The sequence below is a fragment of the Raoultella sp. T31 genome (genome assembly GCF_002806725.1).
Classification (GTDB): Bacteria; Pseudomonadota; Gammaproteobacteria; order Enterobacterales; family Enterobacteriaceae; genus Klebsiella; species Klebsiella electrica.
This window is the reverse complement of sequence record NZ_PIBO01000040.1, coordinates 43,482-58,059: the sequence shown is the minus strand read 5'-3', so window position 1 is coordinate 58,059 and position 14,578 is coordinate 43,482. Positions and strand designations below refer to the sequence as shown.

Genomic DNA, 14,578 nt, shown 5'->3' with positions numbered 1-14,578 from the left:
GCTGCGCTTACCGGGGCTACGGGTCCTACGGCTCCTCTGTGTTGTGATATGTCTGCGGCTGGCTCCGCGGTGGCGCTACACTTACCGGGGCTACGGGTCCTACGGCTCCTCTGTGTTGTGATATGTCTGTGGCTGGCTCCGCGGTGGCGCTACGCTTACCGGGGCTACGGGTTCTGGGCTACGTCTCTGTTTTCCTGGCTGTGCGGTCGGGTAGCCCGGATAAGGCGTTTACGCCGCAATCCGGGGGGGCGTCTGACGATGTATCATGTAGCGCTTTCTTGCTGGCGATACATTCCATTTTCCCTTCAGAAGTGATCTCGCTAGCAATGTGAGATAAATCCTTGCCTTTGCATGACATCTGCACGGTTTCAATGTTGTTAAACCCGGCGTTGTGTTCTAGAAACAAAATGTAACATTCTGATTACCTTACCGGTGGAACGCAACGATGAATTATTCAGGGAAATACCTCATCTGGACATTGCTCTCGGTTGTCGGAGCCTTTGCCCTCGGCTACATCGCCTTAAACCGGGGTGAACAGATTAATGCGTTATGGATTGTCGTCGCGGCAGTCTGCATTTATCTGATTGCCTATCGTTTTTACGGTCTCTATATCGCCAACAATGTGCTGGCGGTTGACCCTACGCGCATGACCCCCGCCGTTCGGCACAACGACGGCCTTGATTATGTGCCGACCGATAAAAAAGTGCTGTTCGGTCATCATTTTGCGGCGATTGCCGGTGCAGGGCCGCTGGTGGGGCCGGTGCTGGCGGCGCAAATGGGCTATCTGCCGGGAATGATCTGGATCCTCGCCGGGGTGGTGCTGGCTGGCGCGGTGCAGGACTTTATGGTGCTGTTTGTTTCGACCCGCCGCGATGGACGATCTCTCGGCGAGCTGGTGAAAGAAGAGATGGGGCCAACCGCCGGCGTGCTGGCGCTGGTGGCCTGCTTTATGATTATGGTGATTATCCTCGCGGTACTGGCGATGATCGTGGTCAAAGCGCTGACCCACAGCCCGTGGGGTACCTATACCGTGGCCTTTACTATCCCGCTGGCGATCTTTATGGGGATCTACATTCGCTACCTGCGTCCGGGACGCATCGGCGAAGTGTCGGTGATTGGTCTGGTGATGCTGGTGTTCGCTATTGTCTCCGGCGGGTGGGTGGCGGAAAGCCCGACCTGGGCGCCGTGGTTTGATTATACCGGCGTACAGCTGACCTGGATTCTGGTGGGCTATGGTTTTATTGCCGCCGTTCTTCCGGTGTGGCTGCTGCTGGCGCCGCGTGATTACCTGTCGACCTTCCTGAAAATCGGCACCATCGTCGGGCTGGCGATTGGTATTTTGATTATGCGCCCGACGCTGACCATGCCGTCGCTGACCAAATTTATTGACGGCACTGGCCCGGTCTGGTCCGGCAGCATGTTCCCGTTCCTGTTTATCACCATCGCCTGCGGCGCGGTCTCCGGCTTCCATGCGCTGATTTCATCCGGGACCACGCCGAAGATGCTGGCGAATGAGGGCCAGGCCTGCTTTATCGGTTATGGCGGCATGCTGATGGAGTCCTTTGTCGCCATCATGGCGCTGGTGGCGGCCTGCGTTATCGATCCGGGCGTCTACTTTGCGATGAACAGCCCGATGGCGGTACTGGCGCCGGCTGGCACCACCGATGTGGTGGCCTCTGCCGCGCAGGTGGTCAGCAGCTGGGGCTTTAGCATTACGCCGGATACGCTGCGCCAGATAGCCAGCGAAGTGGGCGAGCAGTCGATCATCTCGCGGGCCGGCGGCGCGCCGACGCTGGCGGTGGGGATGGCCTACATCCTGCACGGCTCGCTGGGCGGCCTGATGGATGTCTCCTTCTGGTATCACTTCGCCATTCTGTTTGAAGCGCTGTTCATCCTGACGGCGGTTGATGCCGGGACCCGTGCGGCGCGCTTTATGCTGCAGGATTTGCTGGGTGTGATAAGCCCAGGCCTGAAGAAAACCAACTCGCTGCCGGCCAACCTGCTGGCGACCGGGCTTTGCGTGCTGGCGTGGGGATACTTCCTGCATCAAGGGGTTGTTGACCCGCTCGGCGGGATTAACACCCTGTGGCCGCTGTTTGGTATCGCGAACCAGATGCTGGCGGGGATGGCATTGATGTTGTGTGCGGTGGTACTGTTTAAAATGAAGCGCGAACGTTATGCCTGGGTGGCGCTGCTGCCGACGACCTGGCTGTTGATTTGCACCCTGACCGCCGGCTGGCAGAAGTCGTTCAGCCCGGATACCAAAGTCGGCTTCCTGGCGATTGCCAATAAGTTCCAGGCGATGATCGACAGCGGTACGATTCCGCCTCAGTACACCGAATCTCAGCTGGCGCAGCTGGTTTTTAACAACCGCCTGGATGCGGGGTTAACCCTCTTCTTTATGGTGGTCGTGGTGGTGCTGGCGTTCTTCTCCATCAAAACCGCGCTGGCGGCGTTGAAAGAGGATAAACCGACGGCGAAAGAGACGCCTTATGAGGCGTTACCTGACGGCGCAGAGCCGATGGCGGCTCAGGCGAAGCGCGCACATTAAACCTAACCCCCCTTTCCGTGTGCGGAAAGGGGGGAGTCATGAGAGAGCACTATGTTTGATACCCTTTCGAAAGCCGGGAAGTATCTGGGTCAGGCGGCGAAAATGATGATCGGCGTGCCCGATTACGATAATTATGTCGAGCATATTCGCCAGACGCATCCTGAGCAAACGCCGATGACCTATGAAGAGTTCTTTCGCGAGCGACAGGATGCGCGCTACGGCGGAAAAGGCGGCGCGAAGTGTTGTTAAGCCCTTCCTTCAGGCATTAAGTCCCCATCAACATCCAGACCGGTAGCGGAGATTTGTCCGGCTGCCGGGCTGGCCCCGGTAACCAACGCTTTTTTACCCGTTCACTCGATCTGCATGATGACCTCGTACTGTGAGTGGCAGATGCATCATGAGGTACAGAGCGAGGTACAGAGCGAGATTCCCGTGTCAATGCACCTGTCTGCGGAAGTTTTCCACTTTCTCAAACGCGGCGGCCAGGCTTTGCGGCGTTAGTTCCACCGGCAGGAAGTGGATTGATTCCACCGGGCGCAGAGTATGGGCGATGACCCGATCCAGTTCGTCGCGGTTGTGGATATCCACGTCGAGTTCCGCCAGGGTGGTGGGCAGGTTGAAACGCTGCCAGGCGTTAATCAACTGAGCCAGCACATCGTCCTGACCCAGCAGGGCGCTTTGCACCAGAATGCCGTAGGCGACCTTGGTGCCATGCAGGAATTTATCGGTCTGCGGCAGAATTGTCAGGCCGTTATGCACCGCATGGGCGGCGGCGACGCGGGTATAGCGTTCGCCTAAGCCGCCGACCATCCCGCCGCCAGCGATAATGGCATCCGTCACATCGCGGAACGCCTGCGACAGCTCGCCGTGTTGCTGATCCGCCAGCGCGGTCTCGCTGCTTTGCAGCAGAACGTCACGAATGGCCAGCGCGCCGTTAATCCCCAGGCGTACGGTCAGCGGCAACGTTTCCGGTTTCGGTGCCAGCACCACCGCCTCATACCATTTCGCCAGCGTATCGCCGATTCCCGCCAGCAGATATTCCGCCGGGGCGTTGAGGATGATTTGCGGCTCCACCAGCACGAGGAAGTTGGCGTCATCGAAGATTTCAAAATGCAGCGCCTGGCCGGCGTCGTTGTACCACACCGACAGCGGGGTCCACGCGGCGCAGGTGGCGGCGATGGTCGGGATGGCCACCACCGGCAGACCCAGCCGCCGGGCCACGGCCTTGGCGGTATCCAGCAGCGCGCCGCCACCGACGCCGATCACCACGGCGCGGTCATCCCCGGCTTCCGCGACCAGCTGCGCGACGTCGCTTTCGCTGCAGTGTCCGCTAAACAGCACTTTTTTGGCGCCGACGGCGTGAAACGCCTGCGGCAGGAACGGCTGCGCACCGGCGATGGCGCGCTCGCCGTAGATCCAGATGGCGTGGGCAAGCTGCTCGTCGCTGTAAAAATCGTGCAGGCGGGCAAGGCTGCCGTCATGGGAAAAATAGTTAGCCGGGCCGGGTACTACGCGGATATCGCTGTTGCTCATGAACGCTGTCCTTATTTCGTTTCGCTAACCTGATGTTATGTCTGGACACCCGGATGGCTAATATTATTTCGTTTTATCTTATGCCTTTTACGCAGTTGTCAGTCAAGGTCGGCTGTGAAAAATTCGTTAAATCAGAATATTAATCGTAAAGGTCCCGGCGGATGACAGTGAATCGTCTTGAGATGAACAACATTAATCTGGCCTTTTCCGGTTTCAGGGCGCTGAGCAATGTGGCGTTCACCCTGCGGGGAGGGTCGGTACACGCGCTGACCGGTGCTAACGGGGCGGGGAAATCGACGCTGATGGCGGTGCTGTGCGGAACGCACGCCCACTATGAGGGCGAGATCGTCATCAATAACCAGCCGGTGAGCGTTCGCTCGCCGCGGGATGCGAAACAGCTGGGCATTCATCTGGTGCAGCAGGAGGTCGATGTGGCGCTGGTGCCCGGCCTGTCCATTGCGGAAAACATTATGCTGGATCGCCTGGCGGAGCCGGGGCTGGGCTTTAGCTGGCGCGCGGTGCGCGAACAGGCGCGCGAGGCTCTGGCCCAACTGGATATTACGCTCGATGTGCGTCGCCCCATCGACAGTTGCACCCTCGCGGAGAAGCAGCAAATTCTGCTGGCCCGCGCGCTGTCGCACCATTGCCGGTTTTTGATTCTGGATGAACCTACCGCGCCGCTCGATCAGCATGAAAGCGAGCGCCTGTTTACGGTGGTACGCCGCCTGCAACAGCAGGGGATCGGCGTGGTGTTTATCTCCCACCGCATTCATGAGTTGAAGGCTATCTGCGACACCCTGACGGTGTTGCGCGACGGAAAGCTGATTGAGAGCTGCCCGATGCACGATCTGAGCGGCGAGCAGATCGTCGAGAAGATGCTCGGCCACGAGCTGAGCGATATCTTCCCGCCGAAACGTCCGCCGCACGGCGAAGAGATTCTGTTACAGGTTGACGGTCTGCATGATGAGGGGCTGCTGCAGGATATTTCGCTGCGTCTGCGCAAAGGCGAAATCCTTGGTATCGCCGGCCTGGCCGGGGCGGGAAAAACCGAACTGTGCAAAGCGCTGTTTGGCGCCAGCAAAAGCCGCCTGACGCGCGGGGAGTTGAACAGCCAGCCGTGGCGGCCTCGCGACCCGGCCGATTCTGTGCTGCGCGGGCTGGCGCTGGTGCCGGAAGAGCGGCGCAAAGAGGGCATTTTTATCGAAGAACCGATCGGTATGAATCTGGCGGTTAGCGCCGATAACAGCTTTTCGCGCTGGAGCCTGTTCGGCCATCGCCAGGCATGGCGCTGGGCGGAAGAGGTGATTGCCCGCATCGGCATTCGTACCACCGGTCCGGGCCAGACCCTGCGTCGGCTGTCCGGCGGTAATCAGCAGAAGGTGGCGATCGGCAAATGGCTGCGCGGCAACGCCAACGTCTTGATATTCGATGAGCCGACCAAGGGCGTCGATGTGAAAGCAAAAACCGACCTGTTCACCCTGATCGACGGGCTGGCGCGAGAGGGCAAAGGGGTGATTTATGCCTCGGGCGAATTTTCTGAGCTGGTGGGATTGTGCGACCGCATTTGCGTGTTGTGGGATGGCCGTATCGTCGCAGAAATACCGGGCGCTGAGGCCCGGGAAGAGACACTACTTTATTACTCCACCGGAGGAGCAGCAGCGTGAGCAAGGCCCTGGCAGTGAACGCGACGGCATCGGGTCGTCAGCGATTTTTTGATTTTCTTTATAAATGGGGCATGTTGCTGACCGTGGTGGCGCTGATCGCCGTTTTTGGCCTCGCCTCGGACAACTTCCTCGACCCGTTCAATATCATCAACATTTTGCGCTCCATCGCCATTGTGACGGTGATTGCGATTGGCGTCTCTGTGTCGTTGACCATCGGCGGCTTTGACCTGTCGGTGGGCTCAACGGCCTCGCTGGCAAACGCGCTGGTTATCTCGCTGTTTGTCTGGCACGGCTTTGGCACCACTGAGGCGATCCTGGTCACCCTGGCGCTCTGTACGCTGGTGGGGCTGTTCAACGCTTTTTTGATTGTCGTCCTGCGCATTCCCGACATGCTCGCCACCCTCGCCAGCCTGTTTGTGATTCAGGGCGTGGCAATGACCTACAGCTACGGCGGCTCGATTACCGAGAATATGGTATTGCCGAGCGGTGACATGGCGGAAGGGGTGATTCCGGCCGCCTTCGGTTCGTTGGGACAGGTGCCTACGATTGTGATAGTGATGCTGGTGGTGACCGTGGTTGCCCAGCTGGCGCTCTCGTTCACCACGCATGGGCGCAGAATGTACGCCATCGGCGGAAACCCAGAGGCTGCTCGGCTCTCCGGGCTGCGCATCACCCGCTATAAAGTGGCGGCCTATGTTATCGCCTCGCTGCTGGCCGGGCTGGGCGGCATTTTACTGGCCTCGCGCATCGGTTCCTCGCAGGTTAATGCCGGCAGCGGCTACCTGATGGATGCGGTGGCGGCGGCGTGGATTGGCTTTTCCCTGGCGGGTTCAGGTAAACCAAACGCGCTGGGCACGCTGGTGGGGGCGGTGATTCTTGGCGTGCTCTCCAACGGCCTGGTGATGCTGTCGGTGCCGTATTACGCCATGGACATTATTAAAGGGCTGGTGCTGGCTGGCGCGCTCGCACTGACCTACTTTCAGCGCCGCACATAAAATTTTACAGGGTAAACACCATGAAAAAGATAACGTTTTCACTGATCGCATTGGGGTTGTTCAACTCTGCGGCGGCCTTTGCGGAAACCCCGACGCCGATCCCGGCGGCGATTGCCGAACATAGCGGTCCGATTCGCATTGCGGTTATCCGTAATCTGGGATCCGACGATAACACCACCCAGTTTGTCTCCGGGGCGATTCAGGAGGGGAAAAAGCTCGGTTTTAAAATCAGCACCTTCCTGAGCAACGGCGATGATGCCAAATTCCAGGACTTCGTTAACCAGGCGATTAGCCAGAAATACGACGGCATTATTCTCTCCCAGGGACGCGATCCGTACTCAACCGCGCTGGTGAAAAAAGCGGTGGACGCCGGGATTAAAGTCGCCGTGTTCGATACTGCGGTCAATGGCGAGATCCCCGGCGTTACCGTCACCCAACAGGATGACGCCTCGCTGACCGATCTCTCCTTTGGCCAACTGGTGAAAGACTTCAACGGCAAAGCCAACATCGTCAAACTGTGGGTCGCCGGTTTCCCGCCGATGGAGCGCCGCCAGGCAGCGTACCAGACGTTGCTGAAGCAAAACCCGGGGATTAAAGAGCTGGAGTCGATTGGCGCCGTCTCTTCCGACGTGCAGGGCGACACCGCCAATAAGGTCGGCGCGATTCTGGCCAAATACCCGAAAGGCAAGATCGATGCGATTTGGGGAACCTGGGATGCGTTCAGCCAGGGGGCCTATAAAGCGCTGAAGGAGAACGGTCGCAGCGAGATTAAACTCTACAGCATTGATATTTCTAACCAGGACCTGCAATTGATGCGTGAATCCGGCAGCCCGTGGAAGGTGAGCGTGGCGGTGGATCCGAAACTTATCGGCGCCACCAACGTGCGGCTGATCGCCAATAAGATTGCCGGTGAACCGACCCCGGCCACCTACGACTTCAAAGCGGCGGCTATTCCGCAGGCGCTGCTGGCGGCGCAGCCGGGGGCGGTTAACGTCGCCTCGCTGGGTAAAATCATTCCGGGCTGGGGCCAGACGGAAGACTTTATCGCTCCGTGGTTCGCCACTCTCGAAGCGAAGAATAAATAACAACTGCCGGGTGGCGGCGGCGCCTTACCCGGCCTACAGCCGTAGGCGCGGTAAGCGCGGCGCTACCGGACAACAGGAGGTTGCGTGACGGCGTTACCCACACCAGAATACAGCCGCAATATGCGGCTGATTGGGCATAGCGATCAGGGAGGACGCCCCGACGGCGTCCAGCTCATGGTACACCGTGGCTTTGCGTATATCGGCCATATGGTGTCGCAGGGTTTTTCGGTGGTGGACGTGCGCGATCCGGCGCATCCGAAAGCGGTAAACTACGTTGCCGCGCCGCCGGGGACCTGGAACGTGCATTTGCAGGCGCATGATGATCTGCTGCTGGTCATTAATGCCCGCGATCTGTTTGCCGACACCCGCTTTGCCGACGAGAAGGTGTATTACACCCGCTCGGTGGGCGAGACGGTCAGCGATGTGCAGGATCGCGGCTGGAGCGCCGGGCTGCGCGTGTTCGATATTTCGCGTCCGGAGCATCCGCGCGAGATTGGCTTTTTGTCGCTCAGCGGTATCGGCATTCATCGGATCTGGTACGTTGGCGGTCGTTGGGCCTACGTTTCCGCGCTGATCGACGGTTTTAGCGATTATATCTTCCTGACTATCGATCTGGCGGATCCGCGCAAGCCGCAAGTGGCCGGGCGCTGGTGGTTGCCGGGGATGAACCAGGCGGCGGGGGAGAGCCCGCAGTGGCCGGAAGGCAAGCGCTATGCCTTGCATCACGCGATTATTGCCGGCGACACCGCTTACGGTAGCTGGCGCGACGGCGGCCTGACGCTGCTCGACGTGAAGGACAGAACCCAGCCGCAACTGATCAGCCATCGCAACTGGAGCCCGCCGTTTGGCGGCGGAACCCATACCGCGTTGCCGCTGCCGGACCGGGATCTGCTGGTGGTGCTGGATGAAGCGGTGCTCGATAACCAGCAGGATGGCGAGAAGCTGATCTGGCTGTTTGATATCCGCGAACCGACAAACCCGGTGAGTATCTCCACGTTCCCGCAGCCGGATGAAGCTGACTACGTGGCGAAAGGGGCGCACTTTGGTCCGCATAATCTGCATGAGAATCGCCCCGGCAGCTTTATCAGCTCAACGCTGATTTTCGCCACTTACCAGAATGCGGGCGTTCGCGCTTACGATATTTCCAACCCTTACCGACCGGTGGAGACCGGAGCGCTGGTGCCTGCTGCCCCGGCGAAAATGATGGATACCCGTCCGGGTCGCCCGCAGGTGATTCAGTCCTGCGATGTGTTTGTTGATGCGCAGGGAATTATCTACAGCACGGATTACAACGGCGGGTTGTCGGTGATTGAGTATCGCGGATAGTTTTTTGCCGGGTGGCGCTGCGCTTACCCGGCCTACAAAACCCCGGACGAGATGCCGGATAAGGCATCAGGCGCGTAGGCCGGAGAAGGCATCAGGACCCTATGCCGGGAAGATGTCAAAGAGCCGTAGGCCGGGTAAGGCGTAAGCCGCCACCCGGCATACAGACTGCGCTTAGCTATCCAGAAGCGGCGAGACTTCCCCGGGTGGTGGCGTCAACGCCTTACCCGGGCTACCGGCTGGATAAGGCGTCAGGCGCGTAGGCCGGAGAAGGCATCAGGACCCTATGCCGGGAAGCTAGCCAGAAGAGGCAGGGCTTCCCCGGGTGGCGGCGTCAACGCCTTACCCGGGCTACCGGCTGCAGATGTCTGTCACCCGTAGCCCGGCTGAGCGCAGCGCGAGCCGGGAACCGCTGGGCAGGGAGTTCAACCGTATTGACGGATTCGCGCGATCAGCTCTTCGGCGCTGTCGATACGGTCGGCAATCACAATCAATGCTTTACCCAGGGTGATTGCGTGGCGCAGGCACTCGTGGCGCATGGCCGCATCCTGAATCGTCTCGATATCGGCGACGTGGGACAGGCCGACGCTGCGGCGAATCAGCTCGGTGCCGCAGAAGCCAATCGCATCGTGCCACACTTTTTTCAGGAACGTGGAGGCATAGCCGGGGTAGGTCAGCGCCGCATCGCGCGTTTTCTCCGCCGCCAGAGAGTGGAAGCGTTCGGCAAAAGTATTCCACAGCGTCTGAATATCGTGCAGACGCTGTTCGCGAGCCGCGGCGGCATCGCGAATGCCCAGATGCCCCGGCAGGCCGCAGTAGTTCAGCAACAGGTTGCCGATAGCGGTCCCGATATCAAAACCTATCGGACCGAAATAGCCGAATTCTGCGTCGATGGCTTTAAAACTCTCCTCGGCGACAAAAATGGAACCGCTGTGAATATCGCCGTGCAGCAAGGCTTCGGCGTGCGAGAAGAAGCGATGTTTCAGCGATGCGACCGCTAGCCTGAGCGAAGCGTCGTCACGCAGAGCGGCCACTTCAGCTTCCAGCTCGGCCGGGTAGTTATTGCGTTCGTGAAGCTGATACGGGTCGTTGAAAAACAGGTCTTCGGTGATTTCGCACATCTCCGGATTGATAAACCGGGCGACCTGCGCCTTTTTCTCGTGCGGATGGAGGTAGAAATCACTGGTATGAAACAGCGCCTGGGCCAGATATTCCCCTAGCTGGCTGGCGGCCTGCGGGTAGTAAACGTTGTTAATCAGCTCGCCGCGCCAGATACGGTGATCGGAGAGATCCTCCATCACCATGACCGCCAGCTCGGGGTCGAAGTGGTGGATTTTCACCGTGTGCTGCGGGGCGTGCTGGTAGTGCGCCACCAGAGTTTGCGCCTCAAGACGGGCGCGGTCGAGGGTCAGCGGCCAGGATTCCCCTACGCAGCGAACGTAGGGCAGGGCCTGCTTCACGACAACGCGACTCACGCCGTGAGTATCATAAATCTTAAAGACCAGGTTGAGGTTACCGTCCCCCACTTCCTGCGCGGACACCAGCTCAGACGGGTCATCGATGCCGCCAAATTGTTGTGCGTATGCCACGGCATCGCCGGGGGTGAAGGTATGGTATTGCGACATTGCCTCGATCCTCAAAAGTTCTGATTAAGCCGTTCAGACGTCTATACTTCTGGATTTCATCCTGACACAATGTGATACAACAACGCAACAGGGATTTAACGATATGCAGACACTACAGACCACCAGCCTGCGGGTAAGCGAAAATCAGCTTTTTATTCTTGATCAGCAGGCATTGCCGCAGGAAAAACGCTGGCTGGCGGCGGATAACGTTTCGTTGCTGGTGGACCATATTCACGCGCTGCGGGTGCGCGGGGCGCCGTTAATCGGCCTGTCGGCCAGCCTGCTGCTGGCGCTGCTGGCCCGGCGCGGCCTCAGCCGGGACGAACTGGCTCAGGCGCTGGAAACGCTGCGCGCCGCGCGCCCGACGGCGGTAAACCTGATGAACAATCTCGATCGCATGAAGCTGGCGCTGGCAGCAGAGGACTATGCCGAGGCGCTGGAAGCGGAAGCGCTGCGCCTGATCGCGGAAGATAAACAGCTGTGCGCCAGTATCGCCGAGGCGGGCAGCGCGCTGGTGACGCCAGGCAGTCGCCTACTGACGCATTGTAATACCGGCGGTCTGGCGACGGCGGGCGTGGGGACGGCGCTGGGAGTGATTGCGCTGGCCCATCAGCGCGGGCGGGTGGAAAACGTCTGGGTCGACGAGACGCGTCCGCTGCTGCAGGGCGGGCGACTGACCGCCTGGGAGCTGGGCGAACTGGGGGTGCCTTACCAGCTGATTACCGATTCGATGGCCGCTAGTCTGATGGCTAAAGGGCAGGTTGATGCCGTATGGGTCGGGGCTGACCGTATCGCGGCTAACGGCGATGTGGCGAATAAGATAGGCACCTACTCGCTGGCGGTACTGGCGAAGTATCATGCTATTCCGTTCTACGTGGCGGCACCGCAAACCACTCTCGATCGCCATTGTCCGAACGGCGAGGCGATCCCGATTGAGCAGCGGGCGGCAGCGGAAGTCACCGGCGTCGCCGGTAGCTTTGGCGCGGTGCAGTGGGCGCCGAAAGATGCCGCCGTTTACAATCCGGCCTTTGACGTCACCCCCGCGGCGCTGATTAGCGGCTGGGTGCTGGATAGCGGCGTGGTCACCCCGGAGCAGGTGGCGGCAGGGGCGTTTGCGCCAGCAACGGCCTGAGCCAGAACGCGAGGTGGCCGCAGCTTCGCGTGAGTGAATGGGCATTCTGCATATTTTGCCCGGTGGCGGCTGACGTCTTACCGGGCCTACGGGGGGAGCTGACCTACGGGGTGTGGAGCGGGCAATGCCCGAGATGCGCGCATCGCACTTCTTTCCCACAGAACGATCTCCCGTCTTTTTGACCGCCGGTAGCCGGTAATATGGGGAGCATGAAAACTCTCGGTTATATCATTGTTAAAAACCGTAATTTCATATGCATTTCTGATATAACCATTACCTATGTAAGCCTTTCCTGAAATATTGTTCACTTAAGCTGGCGGTGTTAGTATCGGATAAATAGCCATTTAGACGGCTAAAGAATCTTTCGTCAGGCTATTTTATTGGCCATTTGGACCACGGCTGTGAGCACAAAACTCGTCGAGTTTTGAGCGCCTTTGATGGCGGCCCGAAGGGGGAACGTCGCGAATGCTCCTCACGTACTGCGTGTACGTTCCGGGTGTTGCGCGCTGTCCATGTCCAGACTGCCCGCAACAATAACGCCTGCCCGTACAGGTTCTCAAATTAACATCGCTAAACTAAGGAACTGCTATGTGGCAAGAAAGACTCGCGCAACTGGTCACCACCTGTCATTGGATCGGCGCGAAAGGCTGGGCGCCGGCGACCGGCGGCAATATGTCGGTGCGTCAGGATGAGACCTGGTGCTGGCTTAGCGAGTCGGGGCGCGATAAAGGCAGCCTGACGACGGAGGATTTCCTGCAGGTGGAGATCGCCAGCAATAAAGCGCCTTCCGGGCGTAAACCGTCTGCTGAAACCGGCCTGCATACGCTGGTGTATCGCCTGTTCCCTGAGGCTAACGTCGTGCTGCACGTCCATACCGTCAACGCGACGGTGCTGTCGCGCATCGAGAAGAGCGGGACGCTGGCGCTGCAGGGCTATGAAATGCAGAAAACCCTGACCGGCCAGCACAGCCACCTCGATAGCGTACCGGTGGCGATTTTCGATAACGACCAGGATATCGACGCTCTGGCGGCGCGCATTGAAGATTATGCGCAGACCAACCCGCTGCGCTACGGCTTCCTGCTGCGTGGCCACGGTCTGACCTGCTGGGGCAAAGATATTAATGAGGCCCGTCGCCAGCTGGAAGGACTGGAGTTTCTGTTCGAGTGCGAGCTGATGCGCCGCCGCTACGAGCGCGACTAAATTTCACTCCACTAACGGGTCAGGCATGGATTTTTATCCCGGAATCGATATCGGCACCTCGCGCGTGAAAGCGCTGCTGTTTGATGAACACTTGCAGGCGTTTCACTGGCACGGGCCATCGGGAAGCTACGGATGGTGTAGGCCGGGTCAGGCGTAGCCGCCACCCGGCGCTAGCGCATTGTGGCGTTATGCCAGCCGCGGGTAGGCGTTGGCGATATCGTTGCCGGTAAATTTCGCCACCCAACCTTCCGGGTTGTCGAAAATGCGGATAGCGGTGAAATCAGGCTCCGGGCCCATATCAAACCAGTGCGGCGTGTTGGCCGGTACTGAAATCAGATCGTTCTTCTCGCACAGTACCTGAAACACTTCATTGCCGATATGCAGGCAGAACAGCCCGGCGCCTTCAACAAAAAAGCGGACCTCGTCTTCACCGTGGGTGTGTTCGTTGAGAAACTTCGCGCGTAGCGCCTCTTTCTGCGGATTATCCGCGCGCAGGCTGATGACATCCCAGCTCTGGTAACCTTTTTCCGCCACCAGCTTCGCGATAGCGTGTTGATAGGCTTCAAGCACCGTCTCGGATGTCGGAGAGGGGCCTAAATCACGGTCGGCCTGCCAGCGTTCGAAGCGCACGCCTTTGGCGTTGAGCTGCTGCTGGATTTCATCGCCGTCGGTGCTATGCCAGAGAGGGGTACCGGCGTCTTTTTCTGAATAAATCGTTAATGCGCTCATGCTGGGATCTGCTCCGGATGAATGTCGTCAAAACGCTGAACTTGCGGGTGATGGCTGGCAGGATCGCGGTCGCCGCGCACCAGCTGGATCGTACGAAAACCGGCGGCTTCTGCCGCATCCAGCTCCTGATGAATATCGGAGAGGAACAGAATCGTCGCCGGATGATGCCCCAGCTGTTCGGCAATATTGCGGTAGGACTGCGTTTCTCGCTTGGCTCCCGTCAAGGTATCGAAATAGCCACTGAACAGATGAGTAATATCACCTTCATCGCTGTAGCCAAATAACAATTTCTGCGCCGCGACGGAGCCAGAGGAATATATATATAAATCAATTCCCTGAGACTTCCATTTTTCCAGCGCGGGCAGAACGTCCGGATAGAGATGGCCGGTAAAGTCGCCGTTAACATAGCCCTCGCGCCAGATAATGCCCTGCAGCGCCTTGAGCGCCGTTGACTTGCGGTCTTCATCCATAAAGGCCAGCAGGGTATCAATCAGTTCGGCGGCGCTGGCGGTGGGGTTGCCGATTTCCGTTCGCAGATTATCAAGGATCGTCTTCACCGGCTCGGCGTACTGTTGCGCGGTGACAAAGGCCGCCAGCCGCTCGCGGGCGTATGGAAACAGAACGTTGTGGACAAAAGAAATGTCGCTGGTGGTACCTTCAATATCGGTCACGATAGCGCGGATCATGGTTTCTCCAGAGTAGGCGGTGCGCCGTGATAGGGCTGCTTCAGGCGAGAACCGG

General features: G+C 59.1%; 12 protein-coding genes and 1 pseudogene. 9 read left to right on the top strand and 4 right to left on the bottom strand.

The genetic code is table 11. The annotated features are described in order from the left end of the window. Positions 1-445 precede the first annotated feature (445 nt). Positions 446-2,551, top strand: a complete 2,106-nt coding sequence (cstA, locus tag CWM52_RS21545; RefSeq protein ID WP_100685943.1) for a pyruvate/proton symporter CstA — start codon at positions 446-448, stop codon at positions 2,549-2,551. A gap of 51 nt (positions 2,552-2,602) precedes the next feature. Then, positions 2,603-2,800: a YbdD/YjiX family protein gene (locus CWM52_RS21540; protein ID WP_032688939.1), complete on the top strand. Its 198-nt coding sequence runs from the start codon at positions 2,603-2,605 to the stop codon at positions 2,798-2,800. Positions 2,801-2,986: 186 nt separating this feature from the next. On the opposite strand, the gene CWM52_RS21535 is transcribed toward CWM52_RS21540, so the two are convergent. Next, a complete protein-coding gene (locus tag CWM52_RS21535; protein ID WP_100685942.1) occupies positions 2,987-4,084 on the bottom strand; it encodes an oxidoreductase in 1,098 nt (365 codons plus the stop codon). Positions 4,085-4,245: 161 nt separating this feature from the next. Between CWM52_RS21535 and CWM52_RS21530 the strand changes: the two genes are divergently transcribed. The 4 genes from CWM52_RS21530 (at position 4,246) to CWM52_RS21515 (ending at position 9,154) form a co-directional block, all read left to right on the top strand. Next, the gene (locus CWM52_RS21530; RefSeq protein ID WP_100685941.1) at positions 4,246-5,748 is read left to right on the top strand and encodes a sugar ABC transporter ATP-binding protein; all 1,503 of its coding nucleotides are present in this window, start codon (positions 4,246-4,248) and stop codon (positions 5,746-5,748) included. After that, the gene (locus CWM52_RS21525; RefSeq protein WP_032688935.1) at positions 5,745-6,743 is read left to right on the top strand and encodes an ABC transporter permease; all 999 of its coding nucleotides are present in this window, start codon (positions 5,745-5,747) and stop codon (positions 6,741-6,743) included. Before CWM52_RS21530 ends, CWM52_RS21525 begins: the two co-directional genes overlap by 4 nt. Positions 6,744-6,763: 20 nt before the next feature. Further along, positions 6,764-7,828: a sugar ABC transporter substrate-binding protein gene (locus CWM52_RS21520; RefSeq protein ID WP_100685940.1), complete on the top strand. Its 1,065-nt coding sequence runs from the start codon at positions 6,764-6,766 to the stop codon at positions 7,826-7,828. 84 nt (positions 7,829-7,912) lie between these two features. Continuing rightward, the gene (locus CWM52_RS21515; RefSeq protein ID WP_100685939.1) at positions 7,913-9,154 is read left to right on the top strand and encodes an LVIVD repeat-containing protein; all 1,242 of its coding nucleotides are present in this window, start codon (positions 7,913-7,915) and stop codon (positions 9,152-9,154) included. Positions 9,155-9,576: 422 nt separating this feature from the next. On the opposite strand, the gene mtnK is transcribed toward CWM52_RS21515, so the two are convergent. After that, positions 9,577-10,776, bottom strand: a complete 1,200-nt coding sequence (gene mtnK / locus CWM52_RS21510; RefSeq protein ID WP_100685938.1) for an S-methyl-5-thioribose kinase — start codon at positions 10,774-10,776, stop codon at positions 9,577-9,579. A 103-nt stretch (positions 10,777-10,879) separates the two neighbouring features. On the opposite strand from mtnK, the gene mtnA reads away from it, so the two are divergent. The 3 genes and pseudogenes from mtnA to CWM52_RS27190 all read left to right on the top strand — a co-directional run. Continuing rightward, positions 10,880-11,908 (top strand): S-methyl-5-thioribose-1-phosphate isomerase, encoded by a 1,029-nt coding sequence (gene mtnA, locus CWM52_RS21505; protein WP_100685937.1) that lies wholly within the window; start codon positions 10,880-10,882, stop codon positions 11,906-11,908. 588 nt (positions 11,909-12,496) lie between these two features. Further along, a complete protein-coding gene (locus tag CWM52_RS21500) occupies positions 12,497-13,108 on the top strand; it encodes a methylthioribulose 1-phosphate dehydratase (protein WP_100685936.1) in 612 nt (203 codons plus the stop codon). A 25-nt stretch (positions 13,109-13,133) separates the two neighbouring features. Continuing rightward, a pseudogene (locus tag CWM52_RS27190) lies at positions 13,134-13,208 on the top strand (hypothetical protein); the annotation flags it as partial. Between the two features lie 86 nt (positions 13,209-13,294). On the opposite strand, the gene CWM52_RS21495 reads toward CWM52_RS27190, so the two are convergent. Further along, the gene (locus CWM52_RS21495; RefSeq protein WP_100685935.1) at positions 13,295-13,837 is read right to left on the bottom strand and encodes a 1,2-dihydroxy-3-keto-5-methylthiopentene dioxygenase; all 543 of its coding nucleotides are present in this window, start codon (positions 13,835-13,837) and stop codon (positions 13,295-13,297) included. Then, positions 13,834-14,523 carry an acireductone synthase gene (mtnC, locus tag CWM52_RS21490; RefSeq protein ID WP_100685934.1) on the bottom strand — a complete coding sequence of 230 codons (690 nt, stop codon included), beginning with the start codon at positions 14,521-14,523 and terminating at the stop codon, positions 13,834-13,836. The genes CWM52_RS21495 and mtnC overlap by 4 nt, the downstream gene beginning before the upstream one ends. Positions 14,524-14,578: the final 55 nt, after the last annotated feature.